Source organism: Chelativorans petroleitrophicus, from assembly GCF_025398195.1.
Lineage (GTDB): Bacteria > Pseudomonadota > Alphaproteobacteria > Rhizobiales > Rhizobiaceae > Chelativorans > Chelativorans petroleitrophicus.
Genome location: NZ_JAODNV010000007.1, coordinates 114,771 through 134,230, shown reverse-complemented (window position 1 = coordinate 134,230; position 19,460 = coordinate 114,771). Strand labels below are relative to the sequence as shown.

Sequence of the window (19,460 nt, the reverse complement as noted above, 5' to 3'; positions counted from 1 at the left end):
CAGGCGCAGGCAGGAGCGGGTTACGGACCGCACCTTGGCCCATCGTGTGAACCCGAATGATAGCCCTTGCAGACAGAACGCGCCCGTCTAACCGCTTCTCACCCGCCCTCGGCTGGGCTGGCTACATGCTGGGCTTTGCCATCGGCGGGTTCTTCGACGGCATTCTGCTGCATCAGGTGCTGCAGTGGCACCACCTGCTTTCCGGGCTGCGGGGCGGACGGTTCGATGATCTCCGTTTCCAGATCATGGCGGACGGGCTGTTCCACCTTCTCATGTATCTGATCGGCTTCGCGGGCCTTTATCTGCTGTGGCGTTCCCATGAGGAGTTCGCGGCACCAGGGGCCGACCGGTTTCTGGCCGCCTGCGCACTGATCGGCCTAGGCGTGTGGCACATTCTCGATGCATTCGCTTCCCATTGGTTTCTCGGCATCCATCGCATCCGGATGGATTCCGCCACACCGCTGGTATGGGATCTGGCCTGGTTCATCGTCTTTGGAATCCTGCCGCTTGCCGTTGGCTGGCTTCTGCGGACGGACAAGCCGGGCTCCGGCACCCGGCCGGGCGCAGCCGCTACCTTGATCGTCCTCACTCTGGCGGGCGGGACCTGGGCATCGTTGCCTCCCGCGGGCCTCGCTCAGGGCCCTCTGCTGGTAGTGTTCAGGCCAGGCGTCACGCCTGGGCAGGCCGCCGCGGCGATGAACGCCGTGGCAGGCCGGCTCGTCTGGTCGGATCCTTCCGACCAGGTTTGGGCGATCGAGGTGCCGGAGGGCACGAACGCGCTGAGGCTCTACGCCCAAGGGGCTTTGGTGGTCGGCGGATCGCTGCTGCCAGCGGGATGTCTCGGCTGGACGCGCGGACCGGTGGATTTGAGCGGACGCAAGCCGCTCAGAGCGTAAAGCCTTCGCCGAGATAGAGGCGGCGCACGTCGGCATTGCCGACAATGTCCTGCGGCCTGCCGTGGGTAAGCACCTGGCCGGCATGTATGATGTAGGCCCGGTCAATTAGGCCCAATGTCTCGCGCACATTGTGATCGGTGATCAGCACACCGATGCCGCGCGCCGTCAGGTGCTTGACGAGCTGCTGAATATCGGTCACGGCGATCGGGTCGATGCCTGCGAAGGGTTCGTCGAGCAGCATGAAATTCGGCCGGCTGGCCAGCGCCCGCGCAATCTCCAGCCGCCGGCGCTCGCCCCCTGAAAGGGAGATGGCGGGGGCTTTGCGCAGATGGCTGATGTGAAACTCCTCGAGCAGCGCATCGAGCGTACGTTCGCGCTCCTTGCGGCTTTTTTCCACCACCTCGAGAATGGCGCGGATGTTCTTTTCCACCGTCAGGCCCCTGAAGATGGAGGCTTCCTGGGGCAGATAGCCGACGCCAAGCCGCGCCCGCCGGTACATCGGCATGGCCGTAACGTCGTGGCCATCGATGTGGATGCTTCCCTGATCGACCGGCACGAGCCCGGTGACCATGTAGAAGCAGGTGGTCTTTCCGGCGCCGTTGGGGCCTAGAAGGCCGACGGCTTCGCCTGCACGCACGCCAAAGGACACGCCGCTAACGACCTGGCGGTTCTTGTAGGACTTGGTCAGGCCGCGGGCGATCAGCGTGCCCTTGTAACGCTCCAGATCGGGACCCGGCGTCGTTTCCGGCGCCCTGCCGTTTTTGCGCTTGCTGGGATGGATGGTCACTGGATCGCCGTCAGTTCTGGGACTCGGGCGTCAGGAGCATTCTCACACGGCCAGGCGACTCGCCGCTCTTGCAGCTTTCGAGCGTTGCGTGTCCCGTTTTCATCTGAACGGTTAGCGCGCAGCCAACGATGACGTTCTTGCCCTCCGTCAGCACGACCTCATCACCGGTCAGTACGAGCACCTCGGTCTTCATGTCGAAGGTGCCGCGATCGCCGGTCGCTACCTGGCCTTCGGACTTAAGGTAGACACCGCCCTCCGCCTCCAGGCGCTCGATCTGTGCGCTGCCCGTAGTCGCAGAGCCATTGCTTTTGGCGTAATGGACCGTCATGCGCGCCGTCTTCAGCAGTGTCGCGCCCTGCACCACCGACACATTGCCAATGAAGACGCCGATATTCTTGCTTTCATCCACTTCGAACCGGTCGCTTTCGATCTGGATCGGTTCGTCGCTCGAAAGGTTGAGCCGGGTCGCGCCAGCTTGACCCTCTTGCGCCAAGGCCGCGGGCGGGAAGAGGAGCCCCAAGGCAAGAATCATCAGCATGTGGGGCCTGCTATTCATCGTTTCCGCTCTCCTCTTCCCGGTTTTGCCTGATCGTGGCTGGATCCAGCTCCATGCGCACGCGATTCTCGAATATTAGCTTGTTGCCGCCGTCGCTGGCGCGGAAAGTGTCCGCGCGCAGGCGCATTCCTTCCATCTCGATCTGCACCGGCTCGTCGGAGCTCAGGACATTTGCGCCGATATCGACCTCGGCCGACTGCAGGCGCGCGACGATGCCGGAGGTAGTGGTCATCGTGATGCCTTCTGAAAGTGTCAGGCGGTCCTTCTGCCGGTCAAAGACGCCCGAACGCGCCGTCAGCGTGGCGCGGTCGGTCTCATCGAGCGGCAGCGAAGCCTGGATCCCCTCCAGCCTTATCGCTCCGTTTTCGTCTCCCACGGCTTGGCGCGCGCGCTCGGCCGTCATGCTGTAGGGCAAATTTTCGCGGGTGTAGCCGTCGAGCGAGGGATTCCGCATCACCAGCTCGCCGTTCTCGATGGAGGTCAAGCCGAGATCGACTCCGCCCCAGCCGGCCGATGACAGAAGGGAGTAGCCGAGAAACAGCGCGGTGATGACGATTGCCGCTCCGGGCAGCACGAATTTCAGGACGCGCACGAGGCGCGAATGCCGCCTGGCGCGCGCGAAAGCTTCCGCTCCGCGCTCGCTGCGCTTGATTGCATGCGCCCCGCTTTCGTCCACTTCAGCCATGACCGCGCTCGTCATCCGCTCGCTCCAGATAGAGGCCGCGAGTCTTCCGCGCCCGTCGAAAGGCCGCCGCCGGCAAGCTCCTGCCGCCCATGGTTTTGCAGCTGGCCGGCCCCCGCCCGGTGTCGCCGTTGCAACTGTAATATGGCTATTTTGCGCGAAGCTCAAATACTTGGCGATGAGTTGTGATCACGAGGGCGCGAAACACGGTAGCTCATATGCGTGGCTTCGTCTAAAAGGCAAGCCGAACAGCATTTGCGACAGTTGCGAGGCTTTCCCATGTCCACCCGAGCCGACGACCTGATCGACCGGCGGCGCCTGAGGCGCAAGGTGACCTTCTGGCGTGCTGCCACATTCCTCTTTATCGCATTCGCGCTTCTTGCCACCGCGCGCTGGCTGTTTGGCGACGCACTCTCCTTTACGAGCTCGCACATTGCGCAGGTGCGCGTTGAAGGCACGATCCTTGAAGACGAAGAACTTCTCGACCTTCTGGAAAGCGTGCGCGAGTCGAGCGCGGTCAAGGGGGTCATCCTGACAGTTGACACGCCCGGCGGCACCACGGCGGGCGGTGAAGCCATTTTCGAGGCGGTCCGCCGGCTGGCGGAGGAAAAGCCGGTCGTCGCACAGGTGGGCACGCTGGCAGCCTCGGCGGGCTATATGGTTGCGTCCGCCGCTGATTATATCGTCGCGCGCCAAACCTCCATCGTCGGCTCCATCGGCGTCATCGTTCAGTATCCGCAGATCACCGGGCTCTTGGACAAGATCGGCGTGAAGGTGGAGGAAGTGAAGTCGGCGCCGCTTAAATCCGAACCGTCGCCCTTCAACCCGACAACCCAGGAAGAGCGCGAAATGCTCATGGCGATGGTGCGGGACAGCTACAACTGGTTTGTCGATCTCATCGCTGACCGGCGCGCGCTTCCGCGGGATGAGGTGCTGGCCCTCGCCGATGGTTCCATTTTCACGGGGCGCCAGGCGCTTCAGCTGAAACTCGTGGATGCGCTCGGCGGCGTGCGCGAGGCAAAGGACTGGCTTGTCGAGCAGGGGGTGAGCGCGGAACTGGAGATCGTCGAATGGAAGCCGCGCAACGCTGACGGCTCACTCTTCCTGCCGGGTTTTGCGGCGCAGTGGACGGCACGGCTTCTCGGCCTGCCGTCCGGCGACATTTGGGACCAGCTTGCCGGGAAACGCATCTTTCTTGACGGCCTCTTGTCGCTCTGGCAACCTGAACGAATGGCCCTGCCGGATTGAAAACATAGATAATTCAGTTCACTATCTGGCAGCCTAGGCAACCAGAAGCGGCGGAACCGAAGCCATGATCAAGTCCGAGCTCGTGCAGACCATTGCGAACCGCAACCCGCATTTGTTCCTGCGGGACGTGGAGAATATCGTCAACGCGATCTTTGACGAGATTACGGAAGCCCTCGCCCAGGGCAATCGCGTCGAACTCAGGGGCTTCGGCGCCTTTTCGGTGAAGAACCGCCCGGCGCGGAAAGGACGCAATCCGCGAACCGGCGAGACCGTCTACGTCGAGGAAAAGTGGGTTCCCTTTTTCAAGACCGGCAAGGAGCTGCGCGAACGGCTGAACGCCGACAGCTAAAGGCGCTCTCTATGCTGCACCGGGTCATCATCGCCGTAGTTGTCGTACCGCTGGCGATCATCCTCGTTGCCCTTGCGGTCGCCAACCGAGCGATGACACCGTTCACGCTCGACCCGTTCAATCCGGGGAATCCCGGCCTGACGATCGAACTGCCTCTATTCGTTCATCTCTTCCTAGCCCTCATTCTCGGCGTGATTGTCGGCGGCGCGGTCACCTGGGTCCGGCAGGGGCGGTACCGGCGGCTTGCACGCGAACGCACGCAGGAGCTCGAGCGGCTGCGCCACGACAGCGGCCAGCGGGCGCTTGCTTCCACCGATCCTGCCGCATGATCCATATTTCCGCCGAGGACATTGACCGCTGCCTGACCCATGCCGGGCTGGTGGACATCCTGCGCGAGGCGTTCCGCGCCGGCGCCGTGCAGCCGCTGCGCCACCATCATACGGTGGAGCGGCCGCAGGGCTCGGATGTGACGCTTCTCCTCATGCCTGCCTGGAGCGATCCGTCGAATGGAACAGGCGAGACCTATATCGGGGTCAAGGTCGTCACCGTCTCTCCGGACAACAACACTATCGGCAAGCCCGCGATCATGGGCGTCTATCTGCTGCTTGACGGAGCCACGGGCGAGCCGCGCGCCCTGATCGACGGCCAGCGGCTGACCCTCTGGCGCACCGCCTGCGCCTCGGCCCTTGCCGCATCCTATCTGGCGCGTGAGGACGCCGAACGCCTGCTGGTGGTAGGCGCGGGGGCGCTCGCGCCGCATCTGGCGCGGGCTCATGCCAGCCAGCGCCCGATCAGAGAGATCAAAATCTGGAACCGCACGCCCGCCAATGCGGAAAAAGTGGCCGAGGCGCTGCGCGCCGAGGGGTATCACGCCAGCATGGCCGGCAATCTCGACGCGGCGGTGAGCTGGGCGGACATTGTTTCCTGCGCCACCTTGTCGTCCGAGCCGCTGGTGCGCGGCCAATTCCTCAGGCCCGGCACCCATGTGGACCTCGTGGGCGCCTATGCGCCGACAATGCGCGAGGGCGACGATGCTGCGATTTCACGCTCCGCCGTCTATGTGGACACCCGCGCCGGCGCCACCAAGGAGGCTGGCGACATCGTGCAGGCCATCAAGTCGGGCGCGCTGGCGCTTCAGGACATCAAGGCCGATCTTTTCGAGCTTTCACGCGGTGAAAGGCCGGGGCGGCAAAGCCCGGACGAGATCACGCTCTTCAAATCGGTGGGCGCGGCCATCGAAGATCTGGCCGCGGGAATTGCCGTCTATAAAGCCTTCAACGGCGAAACCGGCCCGCACTGACGCTTCGCGGGTGCTGGTGGAGGCGCGTCTCTTCCCGCTGGACCGTGAAAGCGTCTCAAAGGATGTTGGGTTTTGACTCTGTGCGGAAAAGATCCTCAGCCTGAATGCCCATCGGGCCCAGACGGAGAAGCATTATGAGCGAACGTTTCGAAGCTGTTCTCATCACCCGCGACGAGGAGAAGAAGCAACGGGTCTCCTTTGTCGAGATGGGCGAGGACGAGTTGATGCCGGGCGACGTAACCATCGCGGTCGAGGCAACGACGGTGAACTACAAGGATGGGCTGGCAATTACCGGCAAGGCACCGGTTATACGCCGCTTCCCGATGATCCCCGGCGTGGACCTAGCAGGCACGGTTGTCCGCTCGAACCATCCGGAATGGAAAGAGGGCGACAAGGTGGTTCTGAACGGCTGGGGTCTAGGCGAGACCCATTATGGCGCCTATGCGGGCCGTGCCCGAGTCTCCGGCGATTGGCTGGTGCCGCTGCCGGAGGGCATGAGCGTTCATGACGCCATGGCTGTCGGAACGGCGGGTTACACGGCCATGCTCGCCATCATGGCGCTCGAGCGCCATGGAATTACGCCGGACCGCGGCCCCGTCATCGTCACGGGCGCGGCGGGCGGCGTAGGGTCCGTCGCCATCGCCCTCTTGTCCAGGCTCGGCTATCACATCGTGGCGTCCACCGGACGCACCGCGGAGACGGAATATCTGAAGTATCTGGGCGCCAGCGAGATCATTTCGCGGGAGGAGCTCGCGGGTCCCGCGCGGCCACTCGGCAAGGAACGCTGGGCCGGCGGTATCGATGCGGTCGGCAGCCATACGCTGGCCAATGTTCTGTCCATGACAAGCTATGGCGGCGCGGTCGCCGCCTGCGGCCTCGCGCAGGGCATGGATTTGCCCGCGACCGTGGCACCTTTTATCCTGCGCGGTGTCTCGCTGCTCGGCATCGATTCGGTGATGGCGCCCAAGCCGCCGCGGCTTGAAGCGTGGCAGCGTATCGGGACTGAACTGGATCACGCAAGGCTTGCCGCCCTCACCAGCACCATTTCCTTCCGCGACATCCCGAAGGCCGCCGAGGACATCATTGCCGGAAAGGTCCGTGGCCGTCTGGTCGTCAAGATGTAGAAAGGCTTTTGCGGAACGCTAAAATTTGGCTGAATTGCCACAGGCTTCCGTAATTCGCGGCCTGTATCCTGCCCGCCATGAAGGTGGCAGGTACCAACGAGTTGCTTGAACAACCCATGGCGGCCGGTATGCTGCGCGCCGATCCGCATGCGCGGCCGGCGCGGCCAATGCCGGTTCTCAGTCTGCTCGTCCTCGGCATCCTGATCCTGTTGCTTGCGGTGCTGTCCCATATGACCGGCGGTGCCAGGCCGGTCACTGGTTTCGCGATTCTTCTTGGTGCTGCGTCCATCCTGTGGGGGCTGATCAATCGACGCCTGGCAGCGCGTGATGCCGCTGCCGCCGGAGAGTCTGTGGAAAGACAGATCGAGCTGCTTGCCGACCGCATGTGGGAGATGCAGGAAAGCGAGCAGCGCTTCCACGATCTTCTAGAGGCGCTGGGCGATCTTGTCGTGCACCGCGACCGTGACGGCCGCATCCTTTATGCGAACCGCGTTCTCGCTAATCTGCTGGAGATGGAGCCGCAGGAGCTTGCGGGCAAAAAACTCGGCCAGTTCGGCATAGAAGTTCCGGCCGTGCCGGATGGCTTCTCGGGCAGCGAAAATCTCGGTACAACGGATGTCGCCATTCACACGCAGGGCGGCCTGCGTTGGTTCGCGTGGACCGAGCTTTCCCTGCGCAACCGCGACGGCACCGCCTCGCATTGGGCCATCGCGCGCGACATCACCAGCCGCAAACGGGCCGAGATGGCGCTCGTCAACGCGCGCGAGCGCGCGGAGCAGGCGAGCCTGGCCAAGTCGCGCTTCCTGGCCACGGTCAGCCACGAAATCCGCACCCCCATGAACGGGATACTGGGGATGACGGCGCTGCTTGCCGGCACCCGGCTCACGGCGGAACAGCGCACCTACATCGGCGCCATTTCCGCCTCCGCCAACGCGCTGCTGGCGCTCATCAAAGACCTGCTCGACTACTCCAAGATCGAGGCTGGGAGGCTTGAGCTGGAGCTTCAGCGCGTGGCCGTGCGCGAATTGGTGGAGAACGTCGTGGAACTGCTCGCTTCGCGCGCCTTCGCCAAGGGGATCGGGCTTGGCTGCCATATCGCGCCCGATGTGCCTGAAACGATCACCGCCGATCCGGGGCGGCTGCGCCAGATTCTGCTCAACCTCCTCGGCAACGCTATCAAGTTCACCGATGAGGGCGGCGTACTCGTTACCGTGACATGGGCCAGGCAGGGCGATCGCCCCTCGCTCGCCTTCAAGGTGGATGACACGGGCCCCGGCCTCGAGCCCGAAGCGGCCCAGCGCATTTTCGAGGAGTTCGAGCAGGCCGCCAAGGGGACTCCCGGCCGGCAGGACGGCGCAGGGCTCGGCCTTGCCATCACGCGAAGGCTGGTGGAAGCCATGGGCGGCACGATCTCCGTTGAAAGCGCGCCAGGAGAGGGGGCAGCCTTTACCGTGTGCCTGCCTTTGCAGGAAGCCGATGCCGGGCCGCAGGATGTAGCGCTCGCGCTTAAAGGCTGGGATGTCGTCATTCTCACCCCGTATGCGGTGGAGGGAGAGGCGCTTGCCCGGACCGTGCGCGCCTATGGCGGTAAGGCGCGTGTGCTGGATGGGGAGAAAAGCGCACTTGTGCTTCTGCGCCGCCGCAAGACCCCGTTCGAGGCCGTTCTCATCGACGCTTCGCTGGAAGACGAGGCAGCTGATCTGCTCGGCCGGCTTCGTGGGAACGGCCTGCGCGCCGCCCAGGCGCTGACGCTGATCTCACCCGGCGATCGCAAGCGGATCGCCCTTTTCCGAGCCAAGGGTTACGACGCCTTTGTCGCTCGCCCGGTGCGCGGACGCACGCTTCTGCGGCTGCTGCTCAACGGCCGCCCGGCGGAGGCGGGCGTTCCGGAAGCGCCTGGGCGTGAAGACATGGAGAATCCGGCGCAGCCGAAAGCCGGGCGCGGGCTCCGGGTGCTGGTCGCGGAGGACAACGAGATCAACGCAATGCTGGTGCGCGCGGCGCTCACGAGGGCAGGGCATCAGGTTTCGGTCGTTTTCAACGGGCGGGCGGCTGTCGACGCGCTCACCCATCCCTCGCGAGAATACGATCTGGCGCTCATGGACCTCCACATGCCCGTACTGGACGGGCTCGATGCCATCGCCAGCGTCCGCCGCTATGAGGAAGAGACCGGGCTTGCCCCCCTTCCCATCCTCGTACTCTCCGCCGACGGGCAGGAGGCGACCCGCAGGCGCGTGCTCGCCAACAGCGCAAGCGGATTCATCACCAAGCCGCTCGATCCGGATGATCTGCTCGCGGCGCTGAAGGATCACGTTGTCGCGTAAGTGAGGGCATTGCCAACCGGCTCGCTCCCTTGCCATCCTTTTGTTGTAGCCCCATTCTATCCTAGCCGCGGCAATGGAGGGAGAATCAGCCGTGCAGGGCTTGGCTCTGAATGAGAAATCCGCCGATCCGGCTCTTGCCAGGAGGGCCTGCGAGGCGTTGGCCGAACAGACCGTCCTGGGCCGGATTGGGCAGCTTGAGGTACGGCTTGCGCGCGAGGAAGAGGAGATCGCCGCAGCCCAGGCGGTCCGCTTTCGCGTCTTTCATCAGGAATTGGGCGCCCGCCTGCCGGCAATCACGGCGCAGGAGGAACGCGACGCGGACCGTTTCGACGCCGTGTGCGATCACCTTCTGGTGATCGACACCGAGTCGGCTGGCCCGACAGAAGACCGTGTTGTGGGCACCTACCGCCTTCTACCGCAGGAGCGCGCCGCGATGACGGGCGGCTTCTACTCAGAGGATGAGTTCGAGCTCAATCGTCTGATCGAGCGCCATCACGGGCGGCGTTTTCTAGAGCTGGGACGCTCCTGCGTTCTGCCGGCCTACCGCTCCCGTCGCACGATCGAGCTTCTGTGGCAAGGCATTTGGGCCTATTGCAGACGCTACCGTTTCGACGTCATGACAGGCTGCGCCTCCTTCCCCGGAATCGTGCCGGCCGCTCACGCGCAAGCCTTGTCCTATCTTTCCCATTTCTGCCGCGCGGAGGAGCCTTGGGACGTGCGCGCCAAGGCCCACCGCTACGCCTGCATGGATCTAATGCCGCCCGAGGGGGTCGATGCCAGGGCCGCCCTCTCGGCCATGCCGCCGCTGATCAAGGGCTATCTAAGGCTCGGTGCGAGGTTCGGCGAAGGCTGTGTGATCGACCACGATTTCGGCACCACCGACGTGCTGGTGGTGCTGCCGGTGGAGATGATCTCACAGCGCTATATCGCCCACTACGGCGCGGAGGCGGAGCGTTTCGCGGTACAGGATCTCGATAACCGCTGAGGCAGCTACTGGTCGGCGCTGTAGGCCGCGATGGCTGCCATGTTGACGATATCGGAATCCTTCGCGTTCATCGACACGATCTGAACCGGCTTGTTGAGGCCGACAAGCAGCGGACCGATGACCGTCGAGCCGCCCAGCTCCTGCAGCATCTTGGTCGAGATGGATGCCGAGTGGAAGGCCGGCATGATGAGCACGTTGGCCGGCCCGGAAAGGCGGCAGAACGGGTACTGATGCATCAGCCGGGGATTGAGCGCCACGTCGGCCGCCATCTCGCCGTCGAACTCGAAGTCCACCCGTCGCTTCTCGAGAATGTTCACGGCTTCCTGAATGCGTTCGGAACGCTCGCCGGGCGGATGGCCGAAGGTGGAATAGGCAAGCATGGCGATGCGCGGCTCATACCCCATGCGTCGGGCGAAATTCGCCGTCTCCTCGGCGATATCGGCAATCTGGTTGGCATCAGGCATGTCGTGAACGGCCGTATCTGCCACGATCACCGTGCGCCCGCGCGCCAGCACGATCGATACGCCGATCACCCGGTGGCCGGGCCGGGCATCGATAACCCGGCGCACATCGTCGAGCGCGGTGGAATAGTTGCGCGTGAGACCGGTGACCATGCCGTCGGCATCACTCAGCGCGACCATGCACGCGGCGAAGTGGTTGCGGTCGTTGTTGATGAGGCGCTGGCAATCGCGGAAGAGATAGCCCTTGCGCTGCAGGCGCTCGTAGAGGAAATCCGCATAGATGCCGTTGCGGCGCGATAGCCGCGCATTGATGATTTCGATGCCCGGGCGGGCGAGATCGACGCCCGCGTTCCGCGCCGTCTCACGTATACGCTCCTCGCGGCCGAGTAGGATGGCCGTGCCCAGCTTCTGGTTCACGTAGGAGACCGCCGCGCGCATCATCTGCTCCTCCTCGCCCTCGGCGAAGACGATCCGCTTGGGCTGGCGGCGCACCCGGTCGTAAATGCGCTGGAGCGTCGATGCGATGGGATCGCGCCGCGCGGACAGTTCGTTGACGTACCGTTCCATGTCGAGAATGGGCCGGCGCGCCACGCCCGTTTCCATCGCCGCCTTCGCCACGGCCGGCGGCACCGACGTGATCAGCCGGGGATCGAAGGGTACGGGGATGATGTAGTTGGGGCCGTATTTGGGCCGGTTCCCCTGATAGGCGGCTGCCACATCGTCCGGCACGTCCTGGCGCGCGAGCGCGGCAAGGGCCTCGGCCGCCGCCACCTTCATCTCGTCGTTGATGGTGGTCGCGCGCACGTCGAGCGCGCCGCGGAAGATGTAGGGGAAGCCGAGCACGTTGTTGATCTGGTTCGGATAGTCCGAACGCCCGGTGGCCATGATCGCGTCGGTGCGGATCTCCGCCACCTCCTCCGGCGTGATTTCCGGGTCCGGATTGGCCATGGCGAAGATGATCGGATTCTTCGCCATTGAGCGTACCATAGCGGGAGTCAGCGCGCCCTTGGCGGAGAGGCCAAAGAAGATGTCGGCGCCGTCGAGTGCTTCGGCGAGCGTACGCCTGTCGGTTTCCACCGCATGAGCCGACTTCCACTGGTTCATGCCATCGGTGCGACCCTTGTAGACTACGCCCTTGGTGTCACACAGGATGATGTTTTCCGGGTTGAAGCCCATTGACTTGATGAGCTCGACACAGGCGATGCCTGCCGAGCCCGCGCCATTGCAGACAAGGCGGGCCGTCTTCATGTCGCGGCCGGTCAGGTCCAGCGCGTTGATGAGACCGGCCGCGGCGATGATGGCTGTCCCGTGCTGGTCGTCGTGGAAGACGGGAATGTCCATCAGCTCGCGCAGGCGGCTTTCGATGATGAAGCAATCGGGTGCCTTGATGTCTTCCAGATTGATGCCGCCGAAGGACGGGCCCAGAAAACGCACGCAGTTGATGAACTCATCGACGTCCGTGGTGTCGATTTCCAGATCGATAGAATCCACGTCGGCGAATCGCTTGAAAAGCACAGCCTTGCCTTCCATCACCGGCTTGGAGGCGAGCGCTCCGAGATTGCCGAGGCCCAGGATTGCCGTGCCATTTGAGATGACGGCGACCAGATTGCCGCGCGTGGTATAGTCAAAGGCCTTTCCGGGGTCTTCCGCGATGGCCTTCACCGGCGCGGCCACGCCCGGCGAATAGGCAAGCGAGAGATCCCGCTGCGTGGCCATCGGCTTTGTGGGGTTGACCTCCAGTTTCCCGGGCCTGCCAGTGGCATGAAAGTCAAGCGCCTCCTGCTGGCCGACCGACGGGCCTAATCCTTCCCGCTTGTTCGCATCCGCCATCGCCTCTTGTTCTCCTCCCGCCACAGGCTTTCTGTGGAGTTTTGCCGAACACCGGTGCATAAGGCTACACTTCGTGTGCGTAAATGGCCAAAACCGCGTATCCGGAATTTTTGCTGAGGGTTCCTTGAACAGGCAAACGCCCGTGGACGAGCAGCAGGCTGTCGCCGTGCCGCCCCCTTCTGCGGACGGGGCGACGCCCATGATGCGTCAATATATCGAGATCAAGGCCGCGAACAGCGACTGCCTCCTGTTCTATCGCATGGGCGATTTTTATGAGCTCTTCTTTGAGGATGCGGTCATCGCCAGCCGTGCGCTCGGCATCACGCTAACCAAGCGCGGCAAGCACCAGGGCGAAGACATTCCCATGTGCGGCGTGCCGGTGCATGCAGCCGATGACTATCTTCAGAAACTGATCGCACTGGGGCACCGGGTGGCCGTCTGCGAGCAGATGGAGGACCCAGCGGAGGCCAAGAAACGCGGTTACAAGGCCGTCGTGCAGCGGGATGTCATCCGTCTCGTCACGCCCGGCACGATTACCGAGGAGAAGCTTCTCGATCCTTCGCAAGCCAACTATCTCATGGCGCTTGGCCGGGTGAAGGGTGGCGAGGATGCCATGGCGCTTGCCTGGCTCGATATCTCCACGGGCGTCTTCCGCGTGGCAACCACTCTGCCCGACCGGCTGCTTGCCGATATCATGCGGGTCGACCCGCGCGAGCTGATCGTCGCCGAGCCGGTCTATCACGATCCTGCCTTGCGGCCCCTGTTCGATACTCTGGGGCGCATGGTGAACCCACAGCCGCCGGCCTTCTTCGATTCGGCCAGCGCGCCCATGCGGCTTGCGCGCTTTTATGGCGTGGCCACGCTGGACGGCTTTGGCCGCTTCTCCCGGGCGGAGCTTTCGGCCATCTCGGGCGCTGTCGCCTATGTGGAGAAAACCCAGGTTTCGGAGCGTCCGCCGCTCGGCCGCCCCGAGCGCGACGATGAAACTGCGAGCCTCTTCATCGATCCGGCCACCCGGGCCAATCTGGAGCTGACGCGGACCCTTTCAGGCGAGCGCGAAGGCAGCCTTCTGAAGACCATCGACCGCACCGTGACGGGAGCGGGCGGTAGGCTGCTTTGCGAGCGGCTGATGTCGCCGCTTACCGACCCGGAGGCGATCGCAGAGCGGCTTGATTCTGTTTCCTTCTTCCTCAATGAGGCGATGCTGCGCGACGGGCTGCGCGAGCTTTTGAAAGCTGCCCCGGACATTAGCCGCGCTCTGTCGCGTATCGCGCTGAACCGCGGAGGCCCGCGCGACCTCGGCGCACTGGCGGCGGGACTGGAGGCCGCACGAGCCGTCTGCGATCTGCTCCAGGGAAAGGAGCTGCCTGCCGAGCTGTCCCGCGCGGTGCGCGACCTTGAAGTGTTGCCCGCTCACCTTGCGAACCACCTGGCCCGCGCCCTGGCCGACGAGCTTCCCCTTATGAAGCGCGACGGCGGCTTCGTCCGCCCGGGCTATGACAGCGAGCTCGATGAAATGCGCTCGCTTCGTGACGAATCCCGCCGCGTGATCGCGGCCATGGAGCGGGATCTCATCGAGGAGACCGGCATTCGCTCGCTGAAGATCCGGCACAACAACATTCTCGGCTATTATATCGAGGTCACGGCCAACAATGCCGGCGTGCTGACTAACTCGGATGAAGCCAAGGCTCGCTTCATCCATCGCCAGACCATGGCCAACGCCATGCGTTTTACCACAACCGAGCTGGCAGGACTGGAAACCAAGATCGCCAACGCCGCCGACCGGGCGCTTTCCATCGAGCTCGCGGTCTTTGATCGGCTGGCGGCGGAGGTGGTGGCCGCGTCTGAAGTGCTGCGCGACGGGGCGGCGGCGCTCGCTGTTCTTGACGTATCGGCCGCACTCGCAACGCTTGCCGACAGCGAAAACTATTGCCGCCCCGTCGTAGACGATAGCCTCGATTTCCACATCGAAGCCGGGCGTCACCCGGTGGTCGAACAGGCGTTGCGTAGGCAGCTTGGCGAACCGTTCGTGGCCAACGATTGCGATCTTTCCCCGGCGGATGGCGAGAAGGCGGGCGCGATCTGGCTCCTGACCGGCCCCAATATGGGTGGCAAGTCCACCTTCCTGCGCCAGAACGCGTTGATCGCCATCATGGCCCAGATGGGCTCCTTCGTACCCGCGCGTTCAGCGCGCATTGGCGTTGTGGACCGGCTCTTTTCCCGCGTCGGTGCCTCGGACGATCTTGCCCGTGGCCGTTCGACCTTCATGGTGGAGATGGTGGAGACGGCGGCCATCCTGAACCAGGCGGGCGAACGCTCGCTGGTGATCCTTGATGAAATCGGCCGGGGAACCGCCACTTTCGACGGCCTCTCCATCGCTTGGGCAGCGGTGGAATATCTGCACGAGAAGAACCGCTGCCGTGCGCTCTTCGCCACCCACTTCCATGAGATGACCGCACTCAGCGAGAAGCTTTCCCGCCTTGTCAATGTGACAATGCGGGTGAAGGAATTCGAGGGCGAAGTGATCTTCCTGCACGAGGTGGCGCGTGGCGCGGCGGACCGTTCCTACGGCATTCAGGTGGCGCGGCTTGCCGGCCTACCGCCCGCCGTCGTGGAGCGGGCGCGGGAGGTCCTGCATCTGCTCGAGGAAGGTGAAACGGGGTCCAAGGCTGCGCGCATCGTGGACGATCTGCCGCTGTTTTCGGCGGCTATGCACAGGGACCCGCCGATGCGGAAAACGTCCGACCGGCTACGGGAAGAGCTGAGCGCATTGAACCCGGACGAAATGACACCGAGGGAAGCGCTCGATGCCCTCTATCGCCTGAAGGGGCTGCTTCTGGGCAACTGACCGGATATCCCGGAGCTATAGTCGCCATGCGAGCTATAGCTCCAACATGTCACCCCATTCAATCCGGCGTGCGGCCTTGAAGGCTCGGCCTTCGCGCCGGGTGACGAGCCGCTCTTCCAGCTTGCCATCGGGACCGCAGAGCTTCAGCCGGATCGCGCCGCTTGCCGTTCTTGGCGGCGTGAGAACGCGCAGGCCGACTTGCCGCGTCGCGGTGCGCGATGCCGCCAGATAGATGAATTTCTCGTCTTCCCAAGGCACGTCGCCGCCTTTGGCTAGCCGGTGCAGGCGCGACCGGGCGACCCGGCGCGAAAAGTGGCACCAGTCGGGCGGCGCGACCGGGCAGGGGGCGTAATGGGGGCAGGGTGCAAGGATATGCGCCCCGGCCTTAAGCAGAATTTCGCGCGCGGCCATAATGCGCTGCCAGCCCGCTGGCGTACCCGGTTCGACAATCACCAGCATCCTCAGGCTGAGCGTCCAGAGACGTTTGACCAGAAGATCGCGAAAAGCGGGGGCAAGCTCGTCGAGCACATAGCAGAGCGTGACAAGTTCAGCGGGTTCCGCTTGGCCGGAAAGGTCCTCGGCCTTGAGCGCGCGCCAGGAAAGCCGCTTCAGGTTAAGCGATCGTGCGAGCCGCTGCCCGGTTTCACGCATCGGACTGCTTGCTTCCACCAGTACCGCCTCCTCGATCTGCGGCCACTCTTCGAGTGCCGCCCACAGCGCGGTGCCGGGTCCCGAGCCGATGTCGAGCAGGCTCTTCGGCTGGCACTCCGCGTTGCGCCTTGCTGTCTCGGCAAGGCTCTGCCGGATCGCGGCATAGGTCGCGGGTAGCCGCGTGACGAGATAGGCCTTTGCCGCCAGGACGTCGGAAACATGCAGGCACCCGTCAAGGACCTCGCCGCGATATCGCTGCGAGAGGCGTTCCGCGGCTCGCCGCAGATCATGCAGGGATACGCCCTCCAGAATTTCGTCGGCTGCCTGCCGCAGCGTGGCGGGAAGCTCCATCGGTCCATACCCTCGAAAGAAAGCCTCGCCATAATGGACGGCCTCAAACGGGACAAGCTGTCACGAAATGGCCGATGCCGTTTCTTATGCCGCGAGAACGCGCTATACAGCGCCGCCGAACGGGGAAAGACGAAATGGCAAAGGTCCCCCTGAAACTGGACCAGATCATCGACGCTGAACGCCTTCGCGCCGATCTGGAGGCGATCGCTTCAGACGCCGAAGGCGCCTCCTCGCCCGCTGCTCGCTCGCGCGTGATGAAGCTTCTCAAGGAACGCCTGATCGGCGGCCGGAAAATGGCGGAGACCATGCTGGCGGAAGACGGAGGTGGAACCGCTTGCGCCACCCGCCTGTCTCATCTCATGGATGAGATGATCCGCGCGCTCTACGAATTCGCCGCCGTTCACGTTTACTCGGTGCGGAACCGCTCCGCCGCTGAGCGCATGGCCGTGGTCGCCGTTGGCGGGTACGGGCGCGGCACGCTGGCGCCGGGGTCCGACATCGACCTCCTGTTCCTGCTTCCCTACAAGCAGACGCCCTGGGGCGAGCAGGTCGCCGAATACATGCTCTACATGTTCTGGGACCTGGGCCTAAAGGTCGGCCACGCGACGCGCACGGTGGACGAGTGTATCCGCCACGCGCAGACGGACATCACCATCCGTACGGCTGTTCTGGAAGCGCGCTACATCTGCGGCGAGGAGGCCCTTTACGACAAGCTGATTGCCCGCTTCGACCGAGAGATCGTCAAGGACACGGCTACCGAATACATCCAGGCAAAGCTCGCTGAGCGTGACGCCCGGCACGCCAAGGCGGGCGAAAGCCGCTATCTGGTCGAGCCCAATGTGAAGGACGGCAAGGGCGGGCTGCGCGACCTGCATACGCTTTTCTGGATCGGCAAATATTACTACCGCGTACGCGAGGCCGAGGAACTGGTCGACAAGGGCGTTTTCACCCGCCGCGAATACCTGCAGTTCCGCAAGGCGGAGGATTTCCTGTGGGCCGTGCGCTGCCACATGCATTTCCTGACCGGAAAGGCGGAGGAGCGGCTGCATTTCGACATCCAGAGCGAGATTGCCGAACGGCTCGGCTATACCAGCCATCCGGGCCTTTCCCCCGTCGAGCGCTTCATGAAGCACTACTTCCTGACCGCCAAGGCGGTGGGAGACCTCACGCGCATCTTCTGCGCCGCGCTTGAGGAGGAGCAGGCCAAGCATGTGCCCGGCTTCAACCGCATCTTCCTCACCTTCTCGCGCCGCAAGCGCAAGCTCGCGGGAACGAGCGACTTCGTCATCGACAACCATCGCATCAATGTGGCTGACGAGCGCGTCTTCGAGCGCGATCCCGTCAACATCCTGCGGCTGTTCTGGTTCGCCGACAGGCACGGGCTGGAGTATCACCCCGACGCGCTGAAGCTTCTGACACGTTCGCTCAAGCTGATCGACCGGAACCTGCGCCGGAACGCGGAAGCGAACCGGCTTTTCATGGACCTGCTCACCTCGCCGCGCGATCCGGAGCTCAACATGCGCCGCATGAATGAGGCCGGCGTGCTGGGCAAGCTCATCCCCGATTTCAACAGGATCGTGGCGATGATGCAGTTTTCCATGTACCACCACTACACGGTCGATGAGCATCTGATCCGCTGCCTCGGCGTACTGGCCGAGATTGAACGCGGCGAATGCGAGAAGTTGCATCCGCTCATCCATTCGCTCATGCCGAGTCTCAAGCCTTGGCGCGAGGTGCTTTATGCTGCCCTCCTCTTCCATGACATCGCCAAGGGACGGCCGGAGGACCACTCGGTTGCAGGCGCCCGCATCGCGCGGCGGCTGTGCCCGCATATGGGTTTCGACAAGGCCCAGACCGAAATGGTGGCCTGGCTGGTGGAACAGCATCTCACCATGTCCATGATCGCGCAGATGCGCGACCTCAACGACCGTAAGACGATCCAGGACTTTGCCGACATCGTGCAGTCGGTGGAGCGGCTGAAGCTGCTTCTTGTCATCACCGTCTGCGACATTCGTGGCGTGGGCCCCGGCGTGTGGAACGGCTGGAAGGGCCAGCTTCTGCGCACCCTCTATTTCGAGACGGAGCTCCTGCTTACCGGCGGCTTCTCCGTGACCTCCCGCGCCGCGCGGGCGGATGCCGCGCGCGACCAGCTTGTCGAGGCGCTTACCGCCAGGGATTGGACGGCGGAGGAAGCGCGCCGCTACGCCGAACTGCATTACGAGAATTATCTACTGACCGTGGATACGGCAGACCAGGTGCGGCACGCCGAATTCATCCGCGACGCCGATCGCGGGAGCAGGGCGCTTTCCACCATGGTGGAGCCGCACGCCTTCGAGGCTGTGACGGAGATCACAGTGCTTGCGCCGGACCATCCTCGGCTGCTCTCGATCATTGCCGGAGCATGCGCGGCCGCCGGAGCCAATATCGTAGACGCCCAGATTTTCACCACCGCCGACGGACGGGCGCTCGATACGATCCTCATCAGCCGTCAGTTCGATTTCGACGACGACGAACGGCGGCGGGCCGAACGGGTGGGGCAGCTCATCCAGGATGTGCTGTCGGGCAAGACCTACCTGCCGGATGTAATCGAGAAGCGCGTCAAGCCACGCCGGGGTCCGCGAACCTTCCGCGTCGAGCCGCGCGCCGAGGTGCAAAACACCTTGTCGAACCGCTTCTCGGTGATTGAGCTTGAATGTCTTGACCGGCCCGGCCTGCTTTCGGAAGTGACAGGCGCGATGTCGGACCTGTCGCTCGACATAGCCTCGGCGCACATCACCACCTTCGGCGAAAAGGTGATCGACACGTTCTATGTCACCGATCTGACCGGCGCGAAGATCGAGAACCCCGACCGGATGGAAGCGATCCGCCGCGAACTGCTGGATGTGCTGGAAAACGGCCGGCGCCTGCGCGGCAGCCGCTCGCGCGCGAAGGCGGCGGTCGCGTAATGGCGGCAGGGAAGAATGTGGCAAGATCCTTTCCAAACTTCCCGGAAACACGGAAAGGATCTAAGTTATTGTTGTTGCTTAATTCCGTCCGGGATATCCGTATCCCTTTTTCCCGGCATTGCG

15 protein-coding genes are annotated in these 19,460 nt (G+C 63.8%); 10 read left to right on the top strand and 5 right to left on the bottom strand.

Annotation, left to right across the window (positions count from 1 at the left end; all coding sequences use genetic code 11):
- Positions 1-56: 56 nt before the first annotated feature.
- On the top strand, positions 57-896 hold the full coding sequence (locus tag NYR54_RS06735) for a DUF2243 domain-containing protein (protein WP_261514839.1): 840 nt from the start codon (positions 57-59) through the stop codon (positions 894-896).
- Here the strand turns inward: NYR54_RS06735 and lptB are convergent.
- The 3 genes from lptB to lptC all read right to left on the bottom strand — a co-directional run bounded on the left by lptB (position 886) and on the right by lptC (position 2,939).
- Positions 886-1,620, bottom strand: coding sequence for an LPS export ABC transporter ATP-binding protein (gene lptB / locus NYR54_RS06730; protein WP_261514973.1), 735 nt, complete (start codon positions 1,618-1,620; stop codon positions 886-888). The genes NYR54_RS06735 and lptB overlap by 11 nt on opposite strands.
- A gap of 73 nt (positions 1,621-1,693) precedes the next feature.
- Positions 1,694-2,221, bottom strand: a complete 528-nt coding sequence (locus tag NYR54_RS06725) for an LptA/OstA family protein (RefSeq protein ID WP_261514838.1) — start codon at positions 2,219-2,221, stop codon at positions 1,694-1,696.
- Positions 2,222-2,231: 10 nt separating this feature from the next.
- Positions 2,232-2,939 carry an LPS export ABC transporter periplasmic protein LptC gene (gene lptC / locus NYR54_RS06720; RefSeq protein WP_261514837.1) on the bottom strand — a complete coding sequence of 236 codons (708 nt, stop codon included), beginning with the start codon at positions 2,937-2,939 and terminating at the stop codon, positions 2,232-2,234.
- 261 nt (positions 2,940-3,200) lie between these two features.
- Between lptC and sppA the strand changes: the two genes are divergently transcribed.
- From sppA to olsB, 7 genes are all read left to right on the top strand, one after another.
- A complete protein-coding gene (gene sppA, locus NYR54_RS06715; protein WP_261514836.1) occupies positions 3,201-4,169 on the top strand; it encodes a signal peptide peptidase SppA in 969 nt (322 codons plus the stop codon).
- A 64-nt stretch (positions 4,170-4,233) separates the two neighbouring features.
- Positions 4,234-4,518 (top strand): integration host factor subunit beta, encoded by a 285-nt coding sequence (locus tag NYR54_RS06710; protein WP_261514835.1) that lies wholly within the window; start codon positions 4,234-4,236, stop codon positions 4,516-4,518.
- Positions 4,519-4,529: 11 nt separating this feature from the next.
- Entirely contained in the window at positions 4,530-4,847 is a 318-nt protein-coding gene (locus tag NYR54_RS06705; RefSeq protein ID WP_261514834.1) for a LapA family protein, read from the top strand.
- Positions 4,844-5,818 (top strand): bifunctional Delta(1)-pyrroline-2-carboxylate/Delta(1)-piperideine-2-carboxylate reductase, encoded by a 975-nt coding sequence (gene lhpI, locus NYR54_RS06700; protein WP_261514833.1) that lies wholly within the window; start codon positions 4,844-4,846, stop codon positions 5,816-5,818. Before NYR54_RS06705 ends, lhpI begins: the two co-directional genes overlap by 4 nt.
- Before the next feature lie 134 nt (positions 5,819-5,952).
- Positions 5,953-6,942, top strand: coding sequence for an acrylyl-CoA reductase (NADPH) (gene acuI / locus NYR54_RS06695; RefSeq protein WP_261514832.1), 990 nt, complete (start codon positions 5,953-5,955; stop codon positions 6,940-6,942).
- A gap of 116 nt (positions 6,943-7,058) precedes the next feature.
- Complete coding sequence (locus NYR54_RS06690; RefSeq protein WP_261514831.1) at positions 7,059-9,266, top strand: PAS domain-containing sensor histidine kinase; 2,208 nt, start codon at positions 7,059-7,061, stop codon at positions 9,264-9,266.
- Between the two features lie 73 nt (positions 9,267-9,339).
- Positions 9,340-10,251: a l-ornithine N(alpha)-acyltransferase gene (gene olsB / locus NYR54_RS06685; RefSeq protein WP_423738577.1), complete on the top strand. Its 912-nt coding sequence runs from the start codon at positions 9,340-9,342 to the stop codon at positions 10,249-10,251.
- A 5-nt stretch (positions 10,252-10,256) separates the two neighbouring features.
- On the opposite strand, the gene NYR54_RS06680 is transcribed toward olsB, so the two are convergent.
- A complete protein-coding gene (locus tag NYR54_RS06680) occupies positions 10,257-12,542 on the bottom strand; it encodes an NADP-dependent malic enzyme (protein ID WP_261514830.1) in 2,286 nt (761 codons plus the stop codon).
- A 199-nt stretch (positions 12,543-12,741) separates the two neighbouring features.
- On the opposite strand from NYR54_RS06680, the gene mutS reads away from it, so the two are divergent.
- Complete coding sequence (gene mutS / locus NYR54_RS06675) at positions 12,742-15,390, top strand: DNA mismatch repair protein MutS (protein WP_261514971.1); 2,649 nt, start codon at positions 12,742-12,744, stop codon at positions 15,388-15,390.
- Between the two features lie 33 nt (positions 15,391-15,423).
- Here the strand turns inward: mutS and NYR54_RS06670 are convergent, their stop codons facing one another.
- Positions 15,424-16,392 (bottom strand): small ribosomal subunit Rsm22 family protein, encoded by a 969-nt coding sequence (locus tag NYR54_RS06670; protein WP_261514829.1) that lies wholly within the window; start codon positions 16,390-16,392, stop codon positions 15,424-15,426.
- 134 nt (positions 16,393-16,526) lie between these two features.
- On the opposite strand from NYR54_RS06670, the gene NYR54_RS06665 reads away from it, so the two are divergent.
- Complete coding sequence (locus NYR54_RS06665; protein ID WP_261514828.1) at positions 16,527-19,337, top strand: [protein-PII] uridylyltransferase; 2,811 nt, start codon at positions 16,527-16,529, stop codon at positions 19,335-19,337.
- Positions 19,338-19,460: the final 123 nt, after the last annotated feature.